Raw genomic sequence first — 20556 nt, forward strand, 5'->3', positions numbered from 1 at the left:
TTGACGCGGCGCGCAAAACAACGTATGATAAAGAAAAAGGAGACTTTACTATGAATGGCAAAAAGCTCTACCGCAGCGAGTCCAACCGGATGCTGTGCGGCGTTTGCGCCGGCATCGCGGACTATTTCAATATCGACCCGACGCTCGTGCGTCTCGCTTGGGTCTTTCTGTGCTGCCTTGGCTTTTCCGGCGTGGTTGCCTATATCATCGCCGCGATCATCATTCCGACGCAGAGCGCCGTCCAGTAAATCCCGTAAATGAGAGGATGTGCCCCACATGGCTGAAAACGAGCGGATTGACGATGCCTCCCTCCCGGCGGAGGAGGACGCCGCCCTGCCCGCCGCGCAGGATGAACCCGTCGGGGAGGAGGATATCGACCCGGCCGACGTGCAGATCTTCGGCCTGCCGCGCCGGTGCTTTCATGGCGCGGCGATCGGCTTTGCCGGCGGCTATATTCTCAACGGCTTGATCGGTCTGGCCGGTCTGCCCGTGCCCAGCGCGACTGTGTGCGGCTTGGCGTGCGCCCTTGTGGGCTATGGCATCGCCCGGCATTTTGATAAAAAGCGCATTGCCGCAAAGCAGCAGACGAACGAAGACAGCTGAAACCGAAACGCCGGCCGGGAAAACGCTCCGGTCGGCTGTTTTGTTGTCTGCCAAACCGCTTAGGGGGATCGAATGACTGCCTATACCTATCTGCTGCGCTGCGCGGACGGCACGCTTTACTGCGGCTGGACCAATGACCTTGCCGCGCGCCTTGCCGCGCACAACAGCGGTAAGGGAGCGAAATATACGCGCGCCCGCCGTCCGGTGCGGCTGGTGTACAGCGAGCCGCACCCAACGCGGGGCGAGGCCATGCGCCGTGAGGCTGCGATCAAGCGCCTGTCGCGCGCGGAAAAGGAAGCGCTGCTGGCCGCGCAGGAGGCGCGCTGCCCGGTTCCATGACCGCGCAAAAGAGGATTGAGTATCTTTTGATAAAAAATTTCAAAAAAATTTTTTGAGCGGCTTTGCCCGGCGGTGTGCGTTCGGCGTGCGCCGCCGCGCAAGGCCGCGTTTGTATTAACGCCGCAATGCGCATGGCTTAGACTGATATCGAACAAAACACCATGTAATTGTCGTGAAAAAATAATGACATATTTACATCAATATGCACAAAATTGACGGCTGACAGCCAGTTCGGTACTTATGCCGCTGCGGGCGCGCGACGCCTCGCGCAAGTCGCCAAGGGACTTGACAGATATTGTATTTCAGAATAAAATAAGGAAAAAGCATAAAAGCGTTCCGCTTTTACATTGCTTGGGACATTTATAGAAGCGCGTTTCATTCTCTGCTGCGGCACGGGTGAACTGTGCTTTTATATTTTTCACCGGGTATACCGGTGGGCAAGGGGCAAAATAACAGGCGAAGGAGGTAATATATGGATAACTATCAATGGAATGATGCATATTCCTTGGGTGTGGAAGTGATCGACGCAGGACATAAAAGGCTGCTTTCGGTCTGTCAGAGGGTGATAAAGATGCTGGAAGGCGGTGACTATGAGATGCACCGCTACGCCTGCATCGAGGCCGTCAAGTTTTTCAAAAGCCACCTGATCACGCACTGCGCCGAGGAAGAAGAATATATGCGCTCGATCGACTACGAGCACTACGAGTGGCATAAGGAGCTGCACGATCGGGCGACCCATAAGCTCATACCCTCAGTGGAGAAGGATCTGATCGAGTCCGACTATGATGAGGAGTCCATCCGGCGGTTCGTCGGCATCGGGCTGGGCTGGTTTACCGCACACCTTGGCGATGATCTGGCGATCGTGGGCAGAGGCGTGGACAGAAGCCGGGTGCTCAGCGAGCGGGGCGTGGTCGCAAAGCTGGCTGAGGGCGTCAGCGAAGTGATGAAGGGTGTTTTCCAGATGCCGGCCGAGCTGGTCAACGACCAGTATGAGGGCGAGGATTTCGGGGACGCGCTTTACTATGACATCGGCTACAAATCAATCATGGACGAGGGATATGTCCGCCTGATCGTTTCGCTGGAAAAACGGCTGGTGCTGCAAGGCACGGGTGTGCTGCTGTCCACCAGCTTTCAGGAGATAGATACCATGGTGCTTTCGGCGACCAAGGAGCTGTCCAACATGATGTTCCAGCATATGCGCGGGTATTTTCCCAGCGAAAGCGCGCGGTATCAATTTGCCGGCGACCAGCTGCTCACAGCGGAGCAGGTACGCTTGCGGCTGGCCAAAAAGGCACCGGACTACGGCCTGCTGTTCAAAACGCCAATGGGCTTTTTTGCCATCTGTTTGGATATGGGAGAGGCCAAAATAAAATAAGCCGCCGGGGGAACAAACTGCGCGTTTGGCATCCCCCGCGGCTTTTTGCCGTTCTGTGGGCGGTTTTTGTATCATAAAAGGGGGAGAGGGAATGAGAGTTTTAGTGGTGGAGGACGCGCGGGACATGAACCGCCTGATCGTCAAAACGCTGACCCGCGCCGGGTACAGCGTCGACGGCTGCTATAACGGTGAAGAGGCGCTCGACTGCCTCTTGGGCGCGGCGTATGACGCGATCATACTCGATGTGATGATGCCGAGGATGGACGGCTATGAGCTGCTGCGCCGCCTGCGCGAGCAGGGGGTGGATACGCCGGTGCTGTTCCTGACCGCGCGCGACACGGTGGCCGACCGCGTCAAGGGGCTTGACCTCGGCGCGGACGACTACCTGATAAAGCCGTTCGATTTTGACGAGCTGCTCGCCCGCATCCGCGCCATGACGCGCAAGCACACCGGCCTGCGGAGCAACCTGCTGACGCTGGGCGACCTGACGGTTGACACGCAGCGGCACACGGCCGCGCGCGCCGGGCAGGAGATCGCGCTTCTGCCCAAGGAGTTTGCCATTTTGGAGTATATGATGCGCAATCAGGGCATCGTACTTTCACGCGAGCAGCTGGAAAACCAGATATGGAACTATGAATACGCGGGCAGCTCGAATAATATCGATGTGTACATCAGCAAGCTGCGCAAAAAGATAGACGGCGGCCACGACACACGGCTGCTGCACACCATTCGCGGCGTGGGCTGGGTGCTCCGCGCCGAGGACGAAAAGGGGACGACATGAGAAAATGCTCGGTCAAGACTAAGATCACCATATGGATCACGCTGCTGATGTTCATTCTGTCTGCGCTGCTGATCGCGTTTACGCTGGCCATCGGCAACGCGGTCATCCTGCGCACGTCCAGAGAGCAGCTTATCCGCACGCTGCGCTCGTCCGCCGCGCAGGTGCGCTTGCAGGACGGCCGGGTGAACACCGACGAGGGCTTTCAGTTTTACCGCAGCGGCGTTTCCACGCTCGTGTACAGCAGCAAGGAATCGCTGCTGGCCGGGCAGCTGCCGGTCTCCTTTGCCGGGGTGGAGGGCTTTGAAAAAGGCGTTATCCGCACGGCAAAGGGCGAGCAGGCCGAGTATCTGGTGCTCGACCTCTGGGTGGCCAGCGGCTGGGAGGATGGCGTGTGGCTGCGCGGCCTGCTCGAAGTGCCGGACAGCCGCCAGATCGCGTACAGCTTTTTGCAGGTGGCGGCGGTCGCGCTGCCGGTCTTTCTCCTACTGGCCGCGCTCGGCGGCTACCGGATCGTCCGGCGGGCGTTCCGGCCGCTGGACGCGATCAACGCTACGGCCTCAGCCATCAGCGAGGCCAAGGACCTGTCGCGGCGCATCGGCCTGCCGCCGGGACGGGATGAATTTTCCTCTCTGGCGCAGGTGTTTGACCAGCTGTTCGCCCGGCTCGAGCATTCGTTCGAGGCCGAAAAGCAGTTCACGGCCGACGCTTCGCACGAGCTGCGCACGCCGGTATCCATTATCAAGGGCGCCTGCGAATACGCGGAAAAATACGATGAAACGCCTGAGGAGCGGCAGGAGACCATTGCGATGATCGCGCGGCAGGCGGACAAGATGTCCAGCCTGATCGACCAGCTTTTGCGCATGACCCGGCTCGATCAGGGCACCGAATCGGCGCGGATGGAGACGGTCGACCTCAGCGCGCTGGTCGAGGAGCTGCTGCGCGAGCAGCGCCGTCCGCCCGAGCGGCTGAGCGCCGCGGTGCAGCCCGGGGTGACGGTGTGCGGTGACGCCGCGCTGCTCGCCCGGCTGGCCGGCAATCTGGTGGACAACGCCTTCAAATACGGTAAGCCCGACGGACATGTATGGGTTTCGGTTGCGGCAGACGGCGAGGAGGCGCAGCTTTGCGTGCGGGATGACGGGATCGGCATCTCGCGCGAGCAGCAGGACAAGATCTGGCAGCGGTTTTATCAGGTCGACCCCGCCCGCAGCGGCGAAACGCAGGGCGCGGGACTGGGCCTTTCCATGGTGCGGCAGATCGCGCAGCTGCACGGCGGCCATATGACGCTCGAGAGCGTGCCGGGCATCGGCAGCTCGTTTGTGCTGCACCTGCCGCTGGCGGAAAAGGGCGGCGCGGACGCGGCAGCAGTGGGCGAATGACCGCGCCGGAAGGCCAAAAATTTTTTTTGGCAATTTCATGTAAATTTCATATTTGGCCGGTATAGTATTCTCAGAAAGCAAAAGACCAATGGCAAGAGAGGAGTGCATACCAATGAAAAAACATTCCGTGATTGGCGCGCTCGCGCTGACCGCCCTGCTGCTCAGCGGCTGCGCGCAGGGGGATGCGAAGATGGAGTATATTGGCGCGGATGCCGCAAAGCTGCTGGCGGCCTCGAGCGCGGGGCTGTCCACCGGGCAGATCACCTTTACCAATACCGATCTGGATACGCGCAACGGCGTGGAGTATTACCGGGTGGCCTTTACGGCGGACGGCGAAAGCTACGAATATGACATCGACGCGACCACCGGCGTCATCATCGACAGTAAGCTACCGGCCGTCACGGCCAAAAGCGCCCAGCCCGCGCAGGACAGTCTGGTGACTGACGCGGACAGCTTCGGCGCCACCCAGCCCGCGCAGAACAACGCCGCGCAGCCTGCACAGAACAACGCCGCGCAGTCCCCCAACGCGGTGACCGGCGCGACTGTGCCCGCGAATGCGGCTGCTGCGGCGCAGAACAGCGGGCAGGCGGTGATAAGCGAGGCCGACGCCAAGGCCAAGGCGCTGGCGCACGCCGGGCTGAGCACCTCGCAGGTCACCTTCGTCAAGAGCTATCTGGACTGGGACGACGGCCGTCAGGTTTACGAGGTCGAGTTCTACACCGCCGATTACAAGGAGTATGACTACGAGATCGACGCGTACAGCGGCAAGGTGCTGAGCTACGATTATGATGCCGAGTATTACACCCCGCCGGCTAAGACCGGCAGCAGCACAGGCTCAATCACGGCGGATGCCGCCAAGGATCTGGCGTTGGCGCAGGTGCCCGGCGCGACCCGCGCGAATATCCGCGAGTTCAAGACCGACTACGACGACGGACGGCTCGAGTATGAGGGCAAGATCTACTACGGTAATATGGAATATGAGTTCACGATCGACGGATACAGCGGCTCGATACGCGAGTGGGATGTCGAGTCGATCTATGATTAAAAGGATTAAAAGGGAGGAAATGTAGTCATGAAAACCAAAACACTGAAAGCAAAGTCACGTCTGGGCGTTCTGCTGCTCGCCTTCGTGCTGATCGCCGGCCTGTTCATGGTCGGCGCGGCGGCGGCGGACGTCACCACCTTCACCGCGCAGCTGCGGCCGAACGTCACCATTCTGGTGGACGGCACGGCGCGCACCTTCTACAACGCACAGGGGCAGGAGGCGCACGCCATCTATGCCGACGGCACCCATTATCTGCCGCTGCGCGCCATCGGTGAGCTGATGGGCAAAAATGTCAACTGGGATCAGACCACGCTGACCGTCTCGCTCTCCGGCACGAGAACGACGGGCGCGGTGCAGGGCACGCCCGACACCACCACGCAGACGCAGTCCGTCTCGGTGCAGAGCCGCCCGGACTTCACGATCATGGTTGACGGCGTTAAGAAGACCTTTGCCGACGCGCAGGGCAGAACGGTCTATCCGCTGCTGTATAACGGCACCACCTACCTGCCCGTGCGCGCGGTGGGCGAGCTGATGGGCAAGACGGTCAGCTGGAACGAGCAGACGGCCACGATCACGCTGGCGGCTTCGACCGGCAATCTGGTGACCGACGCGGACAGCTTCGGCCAGAACACCAACACGACCGCACCCACCACGCCCGTCACCCCGCCGCAGGCGATCACCGGCGCGACGCAGCAGGCCGGCACGCAGACCGGTGCGAAGATCAGCGTGGAGACTGCCAAGAGCAAGGCGCTGGCTCATGCCGGGCTTGCGGCCGATCAGGTCACCTTTGTGCAGCAGAAGCTCGATTGGGACGATGGCCGTCTGGTGTATGAGATCGAGTTCTACACCGCCGATTACAAGGAGTACGACTACGAGATCGACGCGACGACCGGCGCGGTGATCAGCTATGACTACGACGCCGAGTACTATGCGCGTCCCACGACCCCGACGAACACCAACGGCAGCTATATCGGCGTGGAAAAGGCCAAGAGCATCGCGCTTGGCAACGCGGGCCTGACCGCGAACAAGGTATCCCGCCTGCGCTGCTGGCTCGAGCGCGACGATGGCCGCTGGCAGTACAACGTCGAGTTCTACTACAACACGATGGAGTACGAGTATGAGATCGACGCCTATACCGGCACGATCCTGTCCCGCGATGTGGATTCCATTTACGACTAAATGCAAAAGCGGGAGCGGACAAACACCGCTCCCCTTTTTATCCATGATGAGGTGAGAAGCGAATGAAAAAAGAGGTTACGGTACAGGTCGATGTGCTCGCCCTGCTCGCCGGGGTGCTGCGCACGCTGTCCTTCGTGCTGCTGGCCGGCGCGGTGCTGGTGACGGTGGCGCTGGCCGCGTTTGCGCTGCGTATGCCCGGCCCCGGCGGCCTGTTCTATCTGCTGGACGAGATGGACGATGAGCTGCTGGGCGCGTTCCTGCTCTGGGGCGGCTTTGCGCTCAGCGGCACGGCCGCGCGGGTGCTGCGCGGGCAGGTCGCGCGGGCGTGGCAGGCGGCTGAGCAGACGGGCGGGCAAACGCCCCGGCTGCCCGGCTGAGACGCATGATATCTGTCAAACGAAGACCGGCGGGAGGGTTGTCCTCCCGCCGGTTTTGCCATGTGCGCCGGTGTTTTTCGGTTGACAAGGCGCGCGCCCCGCGCGTACAATGGGTGATATACCGCAAACGGAGAAAGGGGGCGGCGAAATGGCAAGGTCGCACGCGCACGGCGCATATGCGATCGACCGGTTGACGCACGACTCGGGCATGGGCGGCTGGAACCCGGCGTTCAAGGCCGTGCTGGCGCTCGGTACGCTGGTCATCTGCCTTGCGGCCGACTGCATGGCTGTGTCGCTGGCCGTGATCGTGTCGCTGGCCGCGCTACAGCGGGTCAAGGGCGGCTTGCCGCTGGGGACATATCTCGGCCTGCTGCGCGTGCCGCTGGTGTTTCTGCTGCTCGGCTGTCTGGCGGTCGCGTTTGACCTGTCGCGCGCGCCCGCGGGCGACTGGTATGTGGGTCTGCGCTGGTTTTATGTGTGTACGACGGCGGGGCAGCTGGCCGCAGCGGCCGCGCTGCTGCTCAAGGCGCTCGGCGCGGTCAGCGCCATGTATCTGCTCGCGCTGACGACCACAGCCAGCGAGCTGACCGGCGTGCTGCGGCGCGCTCACCTGCCGCCGCTGCTGTGTGAGCTGATGTATCTGATCTACCGTTTTATCTTCGTGCTGCTCGATACGCACGAGCGGATGCACACGGCGGCGGACGCGCGTTTGGGCTGGCGCGATTTCCGCACTGCCTGCCGCTCGTTCGGCGGGGTGGCGGGCAATCTGCTGGTTTTGGCGCTGCGCAAATCGCGCGTGTATGACGACGCGATGGACGCGCGCGGCTACGACGGCACACTGTGTTTTTTGGAGGAGGACAAGCCGCTGCGGCGCGTGCAGCTTGTGTGGACGGCAGTGTTCTGGGCGGCGCTCCTCCTGCTGCGGCTGGTCGCGAGACAGAAGGGAGCGTGATGGCGGTGGACACACCGGTTTTGCAGGCGCGCGGCCTGTGTTTTTCTTATGACGGGCGAACGAACGCGCTCGACAGCGTGTCGCTCGATATCCGCGCAGGCGAGCGGCTGGCCGTGCTGGGACAGAACGGGGCGGGCAAATCGACGCTGTTTTTGTGTCTCAACGGTGTGCTCGCGCCCACGGCGGGCGAGGTGCTGCTGCACGGCCAGCCGATGCGCGGCAAGCGGCGGCGGGCGCTGTGCGCGCAGGTCGGCATCGTGTTCCAGCAGGCGGACGATCAGATCATCGCCTCGACGGTCGCGGGCGAGGTATCCTTCGGGCCGATGAACCTGCGCCTGCCGCGGGATGAGGTGGTGCGCCGGGTCGACCGGGCGCTGGACTGCATGGAGCTGCAGCCGCTGCGGAGCAGGCCGCCGCACGAGCTGTCGGGCGGGGAAAAAAAGCGCGTGACCATCGCGGACATCCTTGCGATGGAGAGCGAGGTCATTTTGTTCGATGAGCCGGGCGCGTCTCTCGATCCGGCGGGCGAGGCGCGGCTGGAGGGCGTGCTGGAGCGCCTGTCCGGCGCGGGCAAGACGCTGGTCATCGCAACGCATGATATGGGTTTTGCCTTCCGCTGGGCGACGCGCGCGGTCGTCTTCAGCGGCGGCCGCCTGATCGCCGACGGCACCCCCGAGGAGGTGTTCCGAAACGAGGCGGCGCTTGCGGCGGCGCACCTGAAAAAGCCCGCCATGCTCGAGGTGTTCGAGCTGCTGCGCGCGCGCGGCCTTGTGCCGGCGGACGCGCCCTGCCCGAAAACGCCGGCGGCGCTCGAACGGCTATTAAAGTGAGCGAAAAAACGCGGCACATGCTTGACAGCACCTGCCGCCATGCTATAATGGAATTACTTCTTCCGGCCAAACAGCCGGATACGATGGGGTGCCTGCCAATTCTCCGGCAGGATAATAGGGAAAGAGGTGCAAGTCCTCTGCGGTCCCGCCGCTGTAAGGGAAGAGTCCGCCGCCAGACGATGGTCACTGGAGCGAAAGCCTCCGGGAAGATCGGCAAACGGATGATGATGCCCAAGCCAGAATACCTGCCCCCTCGGATGGAAGTGCAACCGGCTACGAGTGATGGCCGGCGTGTGTCGCGCGGCTTTCCGCCCGAAAAGGGGGGAGGCGGCGGTGTACGCCGGGTTCGGTGCGTGGGTAAGCACTGGGACAGGGCGTTTTTTTATGCCCCTTGGCGGGCATGATGGAAAGGAGAAAACAATATGACAGGCAAACAAAAAAGACTGGTGCGTCTGACCGCGTGTGCGGCGCTTTGCTGCGGTATGCTGCCGATGGCGGGCGCGATGCACATCATGGAGGGTTATTTGCCGCCCGCAATGTGCATTGCTTGGGGCGCGGTCGCGCTGCCCTTTCTTGCGGCGGGCTATTTTTCGCTGAAAAAGCGGGTCGCAGCCGACCGCCGCGCGCTCACACTTGCCGCGATGGCGGGCGCGTTTATATTCGTGATATCATCGCTCAAGATACCGTCGGTGACCGGCTCGTGCTCGCACATGACCGGCACGGGGCTGGGCGCCATCCTGTTTGGGCCGAGCGCGGTGTCCGTTCTCGGCATCATCGTGCTGCTGTTTCAGGCCATCCTGCTGGCGCACGGCGGCCTGACCAGCCTTGGCGCGAACACCTTTTCGATGGCGGTGGCCGGGCCTTTCGTCAGCTACGGGATATACAAGCTGTGCGGCAGGCTGCGGATCAATAAAATGGTGGCGGTGTTCCTCGCCGCGTCGCTGGGCGACCTGTTTACCTATGGCGTGACCAGCCTGCAGCTGGCGCTGGCCTATCCGTCGGCCACGGGCGGCGTGGCCGGCTCGGTGGTCGAGTTTCTCGGCGTGTTCGCGCCGACCCAGCTGCCGCTGGCCGTGCTGGAGGGTATTCTGACCGTTATCACGATGATCGCATTGGAATCCTATGCGCGGCCGGAGCTGCGCGCCGTTGGCTTTGGGGAGGCGTGAGACATGACCAAAAAGAACAAAAAAACGATTGCGCTGCTGGTCGTGCTGTGTGTCGTGCTGATTGCCGCGCCGGTGCTCGCGCTGCGCGGCGCGGAGTTTGGCGGCTCGGACGACGCGGGCAGCGACAAGGTGGCCGAGATCACCGGCACGGCATATGAGCCGTGGTTTACGCCTGTGTTCGAGCAGTTGCTCGGCGGCGAGCTGCCGGGTGAGCTGGAAAGCTTGATTTTCTGCGTGCAGACCGGCATCGGCGTGGGTGTGCTCGCGTTTTTCCTTGGCCGCTTTGTCGAGCGCGCAAAGTGGACAGGCGATAAGGCAAAGACGGAATAACCGGGCGAAGCGGGGCGGGGCTGGCGGCTCGCCCTGCTTTGTTTGCGAAAGGGGGCAAAACGGTGGAACAGAGGGTGTACGCGGGCGCGCTGCGGCGCGGCTGGACGACAGGCTCGTGCGCGGCGGCGGCCGCGCAGGCGGCGGCGCAGCTGCTGCTCACCGGCAAAGCGCCCGAGGCCGTGCGCCTGCACACGCCGGGTGGGGTGACCTTCACGCTGCCGGTTGAGCGGGCGCGGCTGGGGGACGGCGCAGCCATCTGTGCTGTGCGCAAGGACGCAGGCGACGACCCCGATGTGACAAACGGCGTGTGCATCCTCGCCCATGTGAAAAAGGCGGCGGCAGGCGTCGCCATCGAGGGCGGGCGCGGCGTCGGCCGCGTCACCCGTCCCGGGCTGTCCGTGCCGGTGGGGCAGGCGGCGATCAACCCCGCGCCGCGCGCGCAGATCACCGAGGCCGTGCGCCGCGCCGCCGCGCAGGCGAGGTATGCGGGCGGCTTTGCCGTCACGATCGAGGCCGAAAACGGCGCAGAGCTTGCAAAACAGACGTATAATGCGCATCTGGGCGTGATGGGCGGCATTTCGATCCTCGGCACGAGCGGCATCGTCGAGCCGATGAGCGAAAAGGCGCTGATCGACACCGTCCGGCTCGAGCTGGACAGCCTGTATGCGCAGGGGCAGCGCGCGCTGCTGCTCTGTCCGGGCAATTACGGCGCGGATTTTGCGCGGGATACGCTCGGGCTTGCGCTCGAGCGCGCGGTCAAATGCTCGAATTTTATCGGAGAAGCGCTCGACCACGCGGTATGGCGCGGCTTTGCGCGCATTTTGCTGGTTGGCCACGCGGGCAAGCTGGTCAAGCTCGCGGCGGGCGTGATGAACACGCACTCGTCCGCGGCGGACGGGCGGCAGGAGATATTCACCGCGCATGCGGCGCTCTGCGGCGCGCGGCGGCAGGCGCTGGAAGCGCTGATGGAAGCCGTCTCGGTTGACGCGATGGTCGAAATTTTAGAGCACGAAAACCTGCGCGGGCCGGTCTGCGCGCGTATCGGCGCGGCGGTCGAAAAGCGCCTCGCGCGGCGCATGAGTGGCCGGACGCGGGCCGAGTTTATCATGTTTACCAACCAATACGGCGTGCTCGCGCAGTCGGCCGGAGCGGCCGCGCTGTGCAGTGAACTGGGGGAGAGAAAATGACAAAAGGGATACTGTATGGTGTGGGCGTCGGTCCAGGGGACGCCGAGCTGATGACGGTCAAGGCGCGGCGCGTTATCCGCGAGAGCGATGTGATCGCTGTGCCGCGGGCGGACATGGGCGAGCAGACCGCGCTTGCCATTGCGGCGGACTGTGTGGGAGACAAGCCGGTGCTCCGGTGCGATATGCCGATGACGCGCGATAAGGCCGCGCGCGACACGGCGCATGACCGCGCGGCGGATGAGATCTGCGCACTGCTGGACGCGGGAAAGCGCGTGGCCTTCTTGACGCTGGGCGACCCGACCATCTACGCGACCTACTGGTATGTGCACAAGCGCGTGGCCGCGCGCGGCTACCCGACCGAGATCGTGCCCGGTGTGCCGTCTTTTTGCGCGGCGGCGGCCAGAACAGGCCGCGCGCTGTGCATGGACGGCGAGCCGTTGCATATTATCCCGGCCTCGCACGGCGCGGCCGCGCGCGGGCTGGCCCTGCCGGGCGGCAAGGTGCTGATGAAGGCGGGCAAGGGCATTCTGGACGTGCGCGACGCGCTGGCCGCGCAGGGGCAGCTGGCAAACGCCGTGCTGGTCGAGCGCTGCGGCATGGAGGGTGAGCGGATCGTGACCGATTTGGCGCAGCTGGGCGACCCGACGGGGTATTTTTCCATCATCCTCGTGCGGGCGGAAGGCAATACCGATTAAAGCGCGCCCGCAGCGGGGCGGGCGTTCAGGCTACTTGTGAACAAGGAGGCAGGCTATGATCTATTTTGTCGGCGCGGGCTCGGGCGCGCCCGATCTCATCACCGTGCGCGGGGCGCGGCTGCTCGGGCAGGCGGACGTGATCGTCTACGCAGGCTCGCTGGTCAATCCCGCGCTGCTGGACTATAAAAAAGAGGGCTGCGCTGTGTATGACAGCGCGAAAATGACGCTTGAGCAGGTCATCGCTGTCATGGCGCCTGCGGCAAAGGCGGGCAAAACGGTCGTGCGCCTGCACACGGGCGACCCGTGTGTATACGGCGCGCACCGCGAGCAGATGGACGAGCTGGACAGGCTGGGGTTGGCGTATGAGGTCTGTCCGGGCGTGTCCTCGTTTTGCGGCGCGGCGGCCGCGCTGCGCGCGGAATACACGCTGCCGGGCGTCAGTCAGACGGTCATCCTGACCCGTATGGAGGGCAGAACGCCTGTGCCTGAGCGGGAGCAAATCGAAGCGCTGGCCGCGCACGGCGCGACCATGGTGCTGTTCCTGTCCGCCGGTATGCTGGATAAGCTGGCCGCGCGGCTGATCGCGGGCGGCTACGCGCCCGACACGCCCGCCGCCATCGTCTACAAGGCGACATGGCCGGATGAAAAGGTCGTCCGCACGACGGTCGCGGAGTTGGCCGAGGCCGCCGCGCGCGAGGGTATCACTAAAACCGCGCTCATCACGGTCGGCGGCTTTTTGGGGGATGCATATGAGCGCAGCCGGTTGTATGACCCGTCGTTTTCCACGGGCTTGCGTGAGGCCAGCCGATGATACACGCCAAAATCGTCTCCTTTACCGATAGGGGCGCGAACACCGCCGCGCGCGCGGCGGCGGTGCTGGCGGACGCGCATGTAGAGCGCTACGCCCGCACGGTCGACCTGTCGCTCCGGTATACGTCGCTCTCGCGCTTTGCGCAGCAGGCCATGGTCGACTGCGACCTCATCGTGTTCGTCGGCGCGGCGGGCATCGCGGTGCGCGCGGTCGCGCCCTATCTTGCGGGCAAGGCGTTTGACCCGGCGGTCGTCGTGATAGACGAGGCGGGCAGATTTGTCATCTCGCTGCTGTCCGGCCATCTGGGCGGCGCGAATGCGCTCACGCAGCGGCTGGCGGACGGCCTTGGCGCCGAGGCCGTCATCACGACCGCGACCGACGGGCGCGGCGTGTTCGCAGCCGATACATGGGCGGCGGCGCACGGTTGCACGGTCGCCGATCCGGACAAGATAAAGCACGTGTCGGGCGCGCTGCTGCGCGGGGAGATGGTCGGTCTGCGTTCGGCCTTTCCGGTGGACGGGCGCTTGCCCGCGCGGCTCGATCTTAACGCCCCGGCGGAGAGCGGCATCTGCATCGGCTACGACACGGCGGCGCAGCCCTTTGCACACACACTGCATCTGGTGCCGCGTATCGTGCATCTCGGCCTTGGCTGCCGTAAGGGTACGCCGGTCGAGCGCATAGAAGCGGCGGTGCGCGCCGTGCTGCGGCAGGCGGGGGTGCCGGTGCAGGCGCTGTGCGCGGCTGCGTCGATCGACGTAAAGCGGGACGAGCCGGGATTGCTGCTGTTCTGCGCGCGGCACGGGCTGCCGTTTGACACCTTTTCGGCCGCGCGGCTGGCTGAGGCGGGCGAGGGCTTTACGTCCTCCGGCTTTGTGCAGCAAACGGTCGGCGTGGACAATGTGTGCGAGCGGGCGGCGGTCGTGTCCGCAGGCGGCGGACGGTTGCTCTGCCGCAAAACGGCCATGGACGGCGTGACCGCCGCGCTGGCCGAAGCGCCTTGGCGCGTGCGGTTTGACGAATAGCCGCGCAAAAACGATTTTGGGAGGAGCATGATGGTGGAGCTGTGGATGGCGGGCGTGGATTTCGTGCACGCGCCGCTCGATATGCGCGAGCGGGTGTCCTTTGTGCGCGGACAGGTGCAGGCGCTGCTGCCGCGCATCGCGGGTGCGCCCGGGGTGCTGGCCTGTGTGCTGCTGGCGACCTGCAACCGCACCGAGCTGTATGTGCACGGCGCGCCGGATGCGGAAATAGACGCGCTCGGCCTGCTGGCGCGGGCGGCGGGCTTTGACGCGGACACCTACCGCCCGCTGAGCGTGACGCGCGGCGGCGAGCAGGCGGTACGCCATCTGATGGCCGTGTCCGCCGGGCTGCAATCGCAGATCTTCGGGGACGAGCAGATCGTCACACAGGTGCGCGACGCGCTCTGCCTTGCGCGGGCGGCGGGCACGACCGACGCTGTGCTGGACACACTGTTTCGCCGCGCGGTGACGGCGGGCAAGCGGGTGCGCGCGGAAACGCGGCTGGTGGGCGTGCCGTCCTCGGCGGCTGCGGTCGCTGCGCGCCGGGCGGAGGCGTTTTTCGGCTCGCTCGAGGGCAGGCGCGCGGCCGTCATCGGCAACGGAGAGATGGGGCGGCTGGCCGCGGCCGCGCTGCGGGCCCGGGGTGCGGCGGTGACCGTCACCCTGCGTACCTACCGCCACGGTGAGACGGTTGTGCCCGCGGGCTGTGCGACCTGGCCGTATGAAAAGCGCTACGGGCTGCTCGACGGCGCCGACCTTGCTGTTTCGGCCACGACCAGCCCGCACTGTACGGTGACGGCGGCGGGGGTGTCCGCGCTTTTGCGTCCGCCCGCGCTGCTGATTGACCTTGCCATGCCGCGCGATATCGAGCAGGCAGTCGCAGACGATGGCCGTGTGACCGTGTGGAATCTGGACGATCTGGGCGACCTTGGCGAGCCGGGGGCGGACGAGCGCGCGGCTGCGCTGCGCATCCTTGACGAGGAGCAGGCCGCCTTTGCCGCGTGGTACGCCTACCGGCAGTCGCTGCCGGTGATCGGGCAGCTCAAGGACACGGCGCTCGACCGGCTGCGCTTTGACCACGCCTACGGTGGGCTGTATGAGGACGGCGATCTGGACGGCATGGCCGCGCTCGCGGTCAACAAAACGGTCGACCTGCTGCTGGGCGGCATGAAGGAGGTGGTCAGCCCGGCGCGGCTGGCGGCCTGTTTGGAGCATATAAAAAGGGGGAGCGGAAAATGAAGCTGTACTGTATCGGCATCGGGCCGGGCGGCGCGGAGGAGATGACGCAGCGGGCGGTGCGCGCACTCGCGCAATGCGACTGCGTCGCGGGCTACGGCCTGTATCTCACGCTCATCGACGAGCTGCTGGCGGGCAAGGAGCGCATCTGCACCGGCATGACGCGCGAGGTCGAGCGCTGCACGGCGGCGCGGGACGCGGCGCTTGCGGGCAAGCGGGTGGCGGTCGTTTCCTCGGGCGACGCGGGCGTGTACGGCATGGCCGGGCTGCTGCTCGAGCTGTGCGCGGACTATCCTGAACTGGAAGTCGAGGTCGTTCCGGGCGTGACGGCGGCCTGCGCGGGCGGCGCGGCGCTCGGCTCGCCGCTGACGTGTGACTTTGCCTGCGTGTCGCTCTCCGACCTGCTCACACCGTGGGCGGTGATCGAAAAGCGCCTGCGCGCAGCGGCGGCAGGCGGCTTCTGCATCGCGCTGTACAACCCGGCGAGCAAAAAGCGCACTGACCACCTGCGGCGGGCGTGTGACATCGTGCTCGAGACCCGCGCATCCGAAACCGTGTGCGGGCTGGTGCGCAGCGTTGGCCGGGCGGGCGAGGAGAGCACGCTGACCACGCTCGCCGCGCTGCGGGACACCCCGGTCGATATGCTGACGACCGTGTTCATCGGCAACGAGGACACCCGCGTCATCGGCGGGCGCATGGTCACGCCGCGGGGGTACCGGGGCGTATGAGGCTTGTCATCTTCTCCGGCACGAGCGAGGGACACGCGCTCTGCCGTTTTCTGTCTGCGCGCGGCGCGCGGGCGGCGGTGTATGTGGCGACTGCGTATGGACAGCAGGTGCTTGAGCCGATGGAAGGCATCAGCGTGCACACCGGGCGGCTGGACACCGGCGAGATGGCCGCCGCACTGGACGCGGATACATTGGTGATTGACGCAACGCATCCCTACGCCGCCGTGGTGAGCGGAAACCTGCGCGCGGCCTGCGGGCAGACAGGCGCAGCCTATGAGCGGCTCATCCGCCCCGCGCTGGACGCGGACGGCGTGCAGACCGTGCCGGACACGGCGGCGGCCGTCGCATGGCTGAACGCAAATGGGCAAAGCGCGCTGCTGACCACGGGCAGCAAGGAGCTTGCCGCCTACACGGCGGTCGAGCGCTATCAGGAGCGGCTGTTCCCGCGCGTGCTGCCGTCGGCTGAGGTGCTGCGCACCTGCGAGCAGCTCGGCTTTCCGGGCGCGCACATCATCGCCATGCAGGGGCCGTTTTCGCACGAGCTGAACGCCGCGCTGCTGCGGCAGACCGGTGCGCGGGTGCTGGTAACAAAGGACACCGGCGCATCGGGCGGCTTTGCCGAAAAGCTGTCCGCCGCGCGCGAAGTGGGCGTGGCGGTGCTGTGCATCGCTCGGCCGCGCGCCGAGCAGGGCAAAACGCTGGGCGAAATGCAGGACTATCTGACCGACACGCTCGGCTTGCACGAGCCTGCGCGCGCGCCGCTGCGGTTTCCGCTGTTTGTCTCGCTTGTGGGCAAGCGGTGCGTGGTGTTCGGCGCGGGCAAGATCGCGGCGCGGCGCGCCGGGGTGCTGCGGCGCTTTGGCGCGGCGGTGCGCGTGATCGCACCGGAGAGCCGGTCGGATCTTTCACCGGACGAGTGCCGCGGCTACGAGAAAAGCGATCTGACCGGGGCTTTTCTGGCGGTCGCGGCGACCGACGACCACGCGGTCAACCGCCGCATCAGCGAGGACTGCGCGGCGCAGGGCATCCCCTGCTCGGTGGCCGACTGCGCGGCGCGCTCGAGCTTCTTTTTCCCCGCCGTGTGCGAGGGAAGGGGGCTTGTCGCGGGCGTGGTGTCGGACGGCAGGGAACACACGGCCGCGGCAGCGGCGGCAAAGCGCATCCGCGCGGCATTGGAGGAATTGGATGGAGCCGATTAGAATAGGCAGCAGGGACAGCCGCCTTGCGGTCGCACAGGCCGAGGAGGTCATGCGTGCGCTGGGCAGCTGCGCGCTCATCACGATGAAAACGACGGGCGACAAGGTGCTCGACCGGACGCTCGACCGCGCGGGCGGCAAAGGTTTGTTCGTCAAGGAGCTTGACCGGGCGCTGGCTGAGCGCCGCGTCGACCTGACCGTGCACAGCTTAAAGGATGTACCGGTCGAGCAGCCGGACGGCCTGCCGCTCATCGCCTACACCCGGCGGGCGGACGCGCGCGACGCGCTCGTGCTGCCCGAAAGCGGCGTGTGGGATAAAACAAAGCCGATCGGCAGCGCCTCCGCCAGACGGCGGGTGCAGCTGGCGGCGCTGTTTCCGGAAGTCGCGGTAAAGCCGGTGCGCGGCAACGTGCAGACGCGGCTGGCAAAGCTCGAAGCGGGCGAGTACGGCGCGCTCGTGCTGGCGGCGGCGGGGCTGCACCGGCTCGGGCTGCAAGACCGCATCAGCCGGTATTTTTCACCGGATGAACTGCTCCCGGCGGCGGGACAGGGCATTTTGGCTGTGCAGGGGCGCGCGGGTGAGCTGGAGGACGCTGCAAAGCTGCTTGATGATGCGGACGCGCGCGACTGCGCGCTGGCCGAGCGCGGCTTTGTGCGGGCGCTGGGCGGCGGCTGCTTTGCGCCGGTCGCGGCCTATGCCGAGGTGCAGGGCGCGTATCTGCATCTGCGCGGCCTGTACGCGACCGAGGACGAGCAGACGGTGGTGCGCGGCGCGCTGACCGGCGCGCGGCGCGACGCGGCGGCGCTGGGACATACCTTGGCGCTGACGCTGCGGCGGCAAGCGGAGGGCGAGGCATGATAGGCACGGTAACATTGGTCGGCGCGGGGCCGGGGGGACGCGAACTGCTGACGCTTGCGGGCGCCGCGGCCATTCGGCAGGCTGACGCGGTCGTGTACGACCGGCTGGTGGATGGGGATATCCTGTGCCTGCTCCCGCCGGGGGCGGTGCGTGTCGACGCGGGCAAGCAGGCGGGCAATCACCCCATGCCGCAGGACGAGATCAACGCGACACTGGTGCGGCTGGCTAAGCAGGGCAAGAACACCGTGCGGCTCAAGGGCGGGGACTGCTACCTCTTTGGCCGGGGCGGGGAGGAATGCGAGCATCTGCGGGCAAACGGCGTACCGTTCCGCGTGATTCCGGGCGTGACGAGCGCGCTGGCCGCGCCCGCCTTCGCGGGCATCCCGGTCACCCACCGGGACTATTGCTCGTCCGTGCATTTCATCACGGCGCATGCGCGGGCGGGACAGACACCGTCTATCGACTACGCCGCGCTGGTGCGGCTGGACGGAACGTTGGTCTTTCTGATGGGGCTGGGGGCGCTCGAACAGGTGACGCAGGGCCTGCTGGACGCGGGCATCGACCCCGCAATGCCCGCCGCCGTGATCGAAAACGGCGCGCGCGGCAGCCAGCGCAAGGTGGTGGACACGGTGCGCGGACTCGCGGCGCAGGTGCGCGCGGCCGGGCTTGGCAGTCCCGCGCTGATCGTGGTCGGTCGGGTGTGCGGCCTGAGCGACGCGCTCGATTGGTTCACCCCGCTGCCGCTGCACGGCAAAACGGTGGTTGTAACGCGCCCGCGCGAGCGGGCGGGTACGCTCAGCGCGCGGCTGCGGACGCTTGGTGCGAACGTGGTCGAAGCGCCGTGCATCGAGACCGTCGAAAATGAGGATACCGCGCTGCTGCGCGCGGCGCTCGGTCATTCTTATGACTGGGCGGTGTTCACCAGCCCGGCGGGCGTACACGCGGCAGTACACGCGCTCGGCCGCTTGGGGCGTGACCTGCGCGCGCTCTACGGCATGAAGCTTGCCGCCATCGGGCGGGGCACAGCTGATGCACTCGCGGCCTACGGCCTGACCGCCGACCTCGTGCCCGCACAGTATGACGGGGCACATCTGGCCGACGCGCTTGTTGAGCAACTGCCGCCCGACGGTGCGGTGCTGCTGCTGCGCGCGCGGCAGGGTACAAGGGTTTTGCCCGAAAAGCTGCTGGCGGCCGGAATGGTCGTGGCCGACGTGCCGCTGTACGACACGGTGTACCGCTGCGACCGGGCGGATGAGCTGCGCGCTCTGCTTGCGCGGCGCGCGGTCGACTGCGTCACCTTTACCAGTGCGTCGACGGTCGAGGGCTTTGTCCGCGCGGCCGGGGACGCGCCCTTGGACGGCTTTACTGCTCTGTGTATCGGTGCGCAGACCGAAAAAGCCGCGAAAGATCATCTCATGCACACCATTACCGCGAAAAACGCGACCATAGACGCGATGCTCGCGCGATTATTGGAGGAATACGGCAATGTTTAACGATACCATCCGTCCGCGCAGGCTGCGCACCTCGCCCGTGCTGCGCCAAATGGTGCGCGAGACACGCCTTTCGCCCGAAAGCTTGATTTGGCCGGTCTTTGTGGCTGAGGGCGAGGGCATTTACCAGGAGATCCCCTCGCTGCCCGGCCAGTATCACTATTCGCCCGACCAGCTTTACCGCATGGTCGAGCGCGCGCGGGCGCACGGTGTGTCCCGCGTGCTGCTGTTCGGCCTGCCGAAAGACAAGGACGAGCTCGGCTCGGGCGCGTGGGCGGCGGACGGTATCGTCCAGCAGGGCATCCGCAAGATAAAAGCGCTAGCCCCCACGATGTATGTGATAACCGACGTGTGCATGTGCGAATACACGGCGCACGGCCACTGCGGCATCCTGTGCGGCCACGCGGTGGACAACGACCAGACGGTCGCGCGGCTGGCGCAGATCGCGGTATCGCACGCGCGGGCTGGCGCGGATATGGTTGCCCCGTCCGATATGATGGACGGCCGCGTTGCAGCTATCCGTGCGGCGCTCGATGAAAACGGCTTTCAGAACGTACCGATTCTGTCCTATGCCGCCAAGTTCGCCTCGTCCTTTTACGGACCCTTCCGCGACGCGGCAGGCTCGGCGCCCGCCTTTGGCGACCGGCGCGGCTACCAGATGGACTGGCACAACAGCCGCGAGGCCATGCGCGAGTGCGCGCTCGATGTGCAGGAGGGCGCGGATATCCTGATGATAAAGCCCGCGCTGGCCTATCTTGACCTGATCTACCAGTGCAGGCAGCGGTTCGACCTGCCGGTTGCGGCGTACGCCGTTTCGGGCGAGTACGCGATGCTAAAGGCGGCCGCCGCGCAGGGGCTGCTGGACGAATACGGCGCGATGTGCGAGGCGGCGGTCGCCGTTTTCCGCGCGGGCGCGGATATTCTCATCACCTATTATGCGCCGGAGCTGGCCGACGCGATGCGAAAGGGGGATATCGGCTGA

General features: G+C 65.5%; 23 protein-coding genes and 1 riboswitch. All 23 genes read left to right on the forward strand.

The window, feature by feature from the left end:
• The first annotated feature begins 50 nt into the window (after nucleotides 1–50).
• The 23 genes from MR935_RS02405 (at nucleotide 51) to hemB (ending at nucleotide 20556) form a co-directional block, all read left to right on the forward strand.
• Entirely contained in the window at nucleotides 51–248 is a 198-nt protein-coding gene (locus tag MR935_RS02405; RefSeq protein WP_290570711.1) for a PspC domain-containing protein, read from the forward strand.
• A gap of 28 nt (nucleotides 249–276) precedes the next feature.
• Nucleotides 277–603: a hypothetical protein gene (locus MR935_RS02410; RefSeq protein WP_290570712.1), complete on the forward strand. Its 327-nt coding sequence runs from the start codon at nucleotides 277–279 to the stop codon at nucleotides 601–603.
• A 72-nt stretch (nucleotides 604–675) separates the two neighbouring features.
• Entirely contained in the window at nucleotides 676–942 is a 267-nt protein-coding gene (locus MR935_RS02415; protein WP_290570714.1) for a GIY-YIG nuclease family protein, read from the forward strand.
• Between the two features lie 472 nt (nucleotides 943–1414).
• A complete protein-coding gene (locus tag MR935_RS02420; protein ID WP_290570716.1) occupies nucleotides 1415–2317 on the forward strand; it encodes a hemerythrin domain-containing protein in 903 nt (300 codons plus the stop codon).
• 91 nt (nucleotides 2318–2408) lie between these two features.
• Nucleotides 2409–3098: a response regulator transcription factor gene (locus tag MR935_RS02425; RefSeq protein ID WP_290570718.1), complete on the forward strand. Its 690-nt coding sequence runs from the start codon at nucleotides 2409–2411 to the stop codon at nucleotides 3096–3098.
• A complete protein-coding gene (locus MR935_RS02430) occupies nucleotides 3095–4474 on the forward strand; it encodes a sensor histidine kinase (protein WP_290570720.1) in 1380 nt (459 codons plus the stop codon). Before MR935_RS02425 ends, MR935_RS02430 begins: the two co-directional genes overlap by 4 nt.
• 112 nt (nucleotides 4475–4586) lie before the next feature.
• The gene (locus MR935_RS02435) at nucleotides 4587–5519 is read left to right on the forward strand and encodes a PepSY domain-containing protein (RefSeq protein WP_290570722.1); all 933 of its coding nucleotides are present in this window, start codon (nucleotides 4587–4589) and stop codon (nucleotides 5517–5519) included.
• Nucleotides 5520–5546: 27 nt separating this feature from the next.
• Nucleotides 5547–6698, forward strand: a complete 1152-nt coding sequence (locus tag MR935_RS02440) for a PepSY domain-containing protein (protein ID WP_290570724.1) — start codon at nucleotides 5547–5549, stop codon at nucleotides 6696–6698.
• A gap of 62 nt (nucleotides 6699–6760) precedes the next feature.
• Entirely contained in the window at nucleotides 6761–7075 is a 315-nt protein-coding gene (locus tag MR935_RS02445; RefSeq protein WP_290570725.1) for a hypothetical protein, read from the forward strand.
• Nucleotides 7076–7223: 148 nt separating this feature from the next.
• Nucleotides 7224–8027 (forward strand): cobalt ECF transporter T component CbiQ, encoded by an 804-nt coding sequence (cbiQ, locus tag MR935_RS02450; RefSeq protein WP_290570727.1) that lies wholly within the window; start codon nucleotides 7224–7226, stop codon nucleotides 8025–8027.
• Nucleotides 8027–8857, forward strand: coding sequence for an energy-coupling factor ABC transporter ATP-binding protein (locus MR935_RS02455; protein WP_290570729.1), 831 nt, complete (start codon nucleotides 8027–8029; stop codon nucleotides 8855–8857). Before cbiQ ends, MR935_RS02455 begins: the two co-directional genes overlap by 1 nt.
• 69 nt (nucleotides 8858–8926) lie before the next feature.
• Nucleotides 8927–9124: riboswitch (cobalamin riboswitch) on the forward strand.
• Nucleotides 9125–9279: 155 nt separating this feature from the next.
• Nucleotides 9280–10023 carry an energy-coupling factor ABC transporter permease gene (locus MR935_RS02460; protein WP_290570731.1) on the forward strand — a complete coding sequence of 248 codons (744 nt, stop codon included), beginning with the start codon at nucleotides 9280–9282 and terminating at the stop codon, nucleotides 10021–10023.
• Between the two features lie 3 nt (nucleotides 10024–10026).
• Nucleotides 10027–10353, forward strand: coding sequence for an energy-coupling factor ABC transporter substrate-binding protein (locus tag MR935_RS02465; RefSeq protein ID WP_290570733.1), 327 nt, complete (start codon nucleotides 10027–10029; stop codon nucleotides 10351–10353).
• A gap of 62 nt (nucleotides 10354–10415) precedes the next feature.
• Nucleotides 10416–11540 carry a cobalt-precorrin-5B (C(1))-methyltransferase CbiD gene (gene cbiD, locus MR935_RS02470; protein WP_290570735.1) on the forward strand — a complete coding sequence of 375 codons (1125 nt, stop codon included), beginning with the start codon at nucleotides 10416–10418 and terminating at the stop codon, nucleotides 11538–11540.
• Nucleotides 11537–12235, forward strand: a complete 699-nt coding sequence (gene cobI, locus MR935_RS02475) for a precorrin-2 C(20)-methyltransferase (protein WP_290570736.1) — start codon at nucleotides 11537–11539, stop codon at nucleotides 12233–12235. The genes cbiD and cobI overlap by 4 nt, the downstream gene beginning before the upstream one ends.
• A 55-nt stretch (nucleotides 12236–12290) precedes the next feature.
• Nucleotides 12291–13046, forward strand: coding sequence for a precorrin-4 C(11)-methyltransferase (gene cobM / locus MR935_RS02480; RefSeq protein WP_290570737.1), 756 nt, complete (start codon nucleotides 12291–12293; stop codon nucleotides 13044–13046).
• On the forward strand, nucleotides 13043–14068 hold the full coding sequence (locus MR935_RS02485; RefSeq protein ID WP_290570739.1) for a cobalt-precorrin 5A hydrolase: 1026 nt from the start codon (nucleotides 13043–13045) through the stop codon (nucleotides 14066–14068). Before cobM ends, MR935_RS02485 begins: the two co-directional genes overlap by 4 nt.
• Before the next feature lie 30 nt (nucleotides 14069–14098).
• Nucleotides 14099–15304 (forward strand): glutamyl-tRNA reductase, encoded by a 1206-nt coding sequence (gene hemA / locus MR935_RS02490; protein WP_290570741.1) that lies wholly within the window; start codon nucleotides 14099–14101, stop codon nucleotides 15302–15304.
• Nucleotides 15301–16029, forward strand: coding sequence for a precorrin-3B C(17)-methyltransferase (cobJ, locus tag MR935_RS02495; RefSeq protein WP_290570742.1), 729 nt, complete (start codon nucleotides 15301–15303; stop codon nucleotides 16027–16029). Before hemA ends, cobJ begins: the two co-directional genes overlap by 4 nt.
• Nucleotides 16026–17228: a precorrin-6A reductase gene (gene cobK / locus MR935_RS02500; protein WP_290570744.1), complete on the forward strand. Its 1203-nt coding sequence runs from the start codon at nucleotides 16026–16028 to the stop codon at nucleotides 17226–17228. The genes cobJ and cobK overlap by 4 nt, the downstream gene beginning before the upstream one ends.
• Complete coding sequence (gene hemC, locus MR935_RS02505; protein ID WP_290570746.1) at nucleotides 17215–18084, forward strand: hydroxymethylbilane synthase; 870 nt, start codon at nucleotides 17215–17217, stop codon at nucleotides 18082–18084. The genes cobK and hemC overlap by 14 nt, the downstream gene beginning before the upstream one ends.
• Nucleotides 18081–19577 carry a uroporphyrinogen-III C-methyltransferase gene (gene cobA / locus MR935_RS02510; protein WP_290570747.1) on the forward strand — a complete coding sequence of 499 codons (1497 nt, stop codon included), beginning with the start codon at nucleotides 18081–18083 and terminating at the stop codon, nucleotides 19575–19577. The genes hemC and cobA overlap by 4 nt, the downstream gene beginning before the upstream one ends.
• Nucleotides 19570–20556 (forward strand): porphobilinogen synthase, encoded by a 987-nt coding sequence (hemB, locus tag MR935_RS02515; protein ID WP_290570748.1) that lies wholly within the window; start codon nucleotides 19570–19572, stop codon nucleotides 20554–20556. The genes cobA and hemB overlap by 8 nt, the downstream gene beginning before the upstream one ends.

The sequence above is a fragment of the Agathobaculum sp. genome (assembly GCF_022775115.1).
Taxonomy (GTDB): domain Bacteria; phylum Bacillota; class Clostridia; order Oscillospirales; family Butyricicoccaceae; genus Agathobaculum.

Coding starts and splice junctions, on each gene's coding strand:
- MR935_RS02405 (WP_290570711.1), top strand. CDS start 51: ATGAATGGCAAAAAGCTCTACCGCAGCGAGTCCAACCGGATGCTGTGC.
- MR935_RS02410 (WP_290570712.1), top strand. CDS start 277: ATGGCTGAAAACGAGCGGATTGACGATGCCTCCCTCCCGGCGGAGGAG.
- MR935_RS02415 (WP_290570714.1), top strand. CDS start 676: ATGACTGCCTATACCTATCTGCTGCGCTGCGCGGACGGCACGCTTTAC.
- MR935_RS02420 (WP_290570716.1), top strand. CDS start 1,415: ATGGATAACTATCAATGGAATGATGCATATTCCTTGGGTGTGGAAGTG.
- MR935_RS02425 (WP_290570718.1), top strand. CDS start 2,409: ATGAGAGTTTTAGTGGTGGAGGACGCGCGGGACATGAACCGCCTGATC.
- MR935_RS02430 (WP_290570720.1), top strand. CDS start 3,095: ATGAGAAAATGCTCGGTCAAGACTAAGATCACCATATGGATCACGCTG.
- MR935_RS02435 (WP_290570722.1), top strand. CDS start 4,587: ATGAAAAAACATTCCGTGATTGGCGCGCTCGCGCTGACCGCCCTGCTG.
- MR935_RS02440 (WP_290570724.1), top strand. CDS start 5,547: ATGAAAACCAAAACACTGAAAGCAAAGTCACGTCTGGGCGTTCTGCTG.
- MR935_RS02445 (WP_290570725.1), top strand. CDS start 6,761: ATGAAAAAAGAGGTTACGGTACAGGTCGATGTGCTCGCCCTGCTCGCC.
- cbiQ (WP_290570727.1), top strand. CDS start 7,224: ATGGCAAGGTCGCACGCGCACGGCGCATATGCGATCGACCGGTTGACG.
- MR935_RS02455 (WP_290570729.1), top strand. CDS start 8,027: ATGGCGGTGGACACACCGGTTTTGCAGGCGCGCGGCCTGTGTTTTTCT.
- MR935_RS02460 (WP_290570731.1), top strand. CDS start 9,280: ATGACAGGCAAACAAAAAAGACTGGTGCGTCTGACCGCGTGTGCGGCG.
- MR935_RS02465 (WP_290570733.1), top strand. CDS start 10,027: ATGACCAAAAAGAACAAAAAAACGATTGCGCTGCTGGTCGTGCTGTGT.
- cobI (WP_290570736.1), top strand. CDS start 11,537: ATGACAAAAGGGATACTGTATGGTGTGGGCGTCGGTCCAGGGGACGCC.
- cobM (WP_290570737.1), top strand. CDS start 12,291: ATGATCTATTTTGTCGGCGCGGGCTCGGGCGCGCCCGATCTCATCACC.
- MR935_RS02485 (WP_290570739.1), top strand. CDS start 13,043: ATGATACACGCCAAAATCGTCTCCTTTACCGATAGGGGCGCGAACACC.
- hemA (WP_290570741.1), top strand. CDS start 14,099: ATGGTGGAGCTGTGGATGGCGGGCGTGGATTTCGTGCACGCGCCGCTC.
- cobJ (WP_290570742.1), top strand. CDS start 15,301: ATGAAGCTGTACTGTATCGGCATCGGGCCGGGCGGCGCGGAGGAGATG.
- cobK (WP_290570744.1), top strand. CDS start 16,026: ATGAGGCTTGTCATCTTCTCCGGCACGAGCGAGGGACACGCGCTCTGC.
- hemC (WP_290570746.1), top strand. CDS start 17,215: ATGGAGCCGATTAGAATAGGCAGCAGGGACAGCCGCCTTGCGGTCGCA.
- cobA (WP_290570747.1), top strand. CDS start 18,081: ATGATAGGCACGGTAACATTGGTCGGCGCGGGGCCGGGGGGACGCGAA.
- hemB (WP_290570748.1), top strand. CDS start 19,570: ATGTTTAACGATACCATCCGTCCGCGCAGGCTGCGCACCTCGCCCGTG.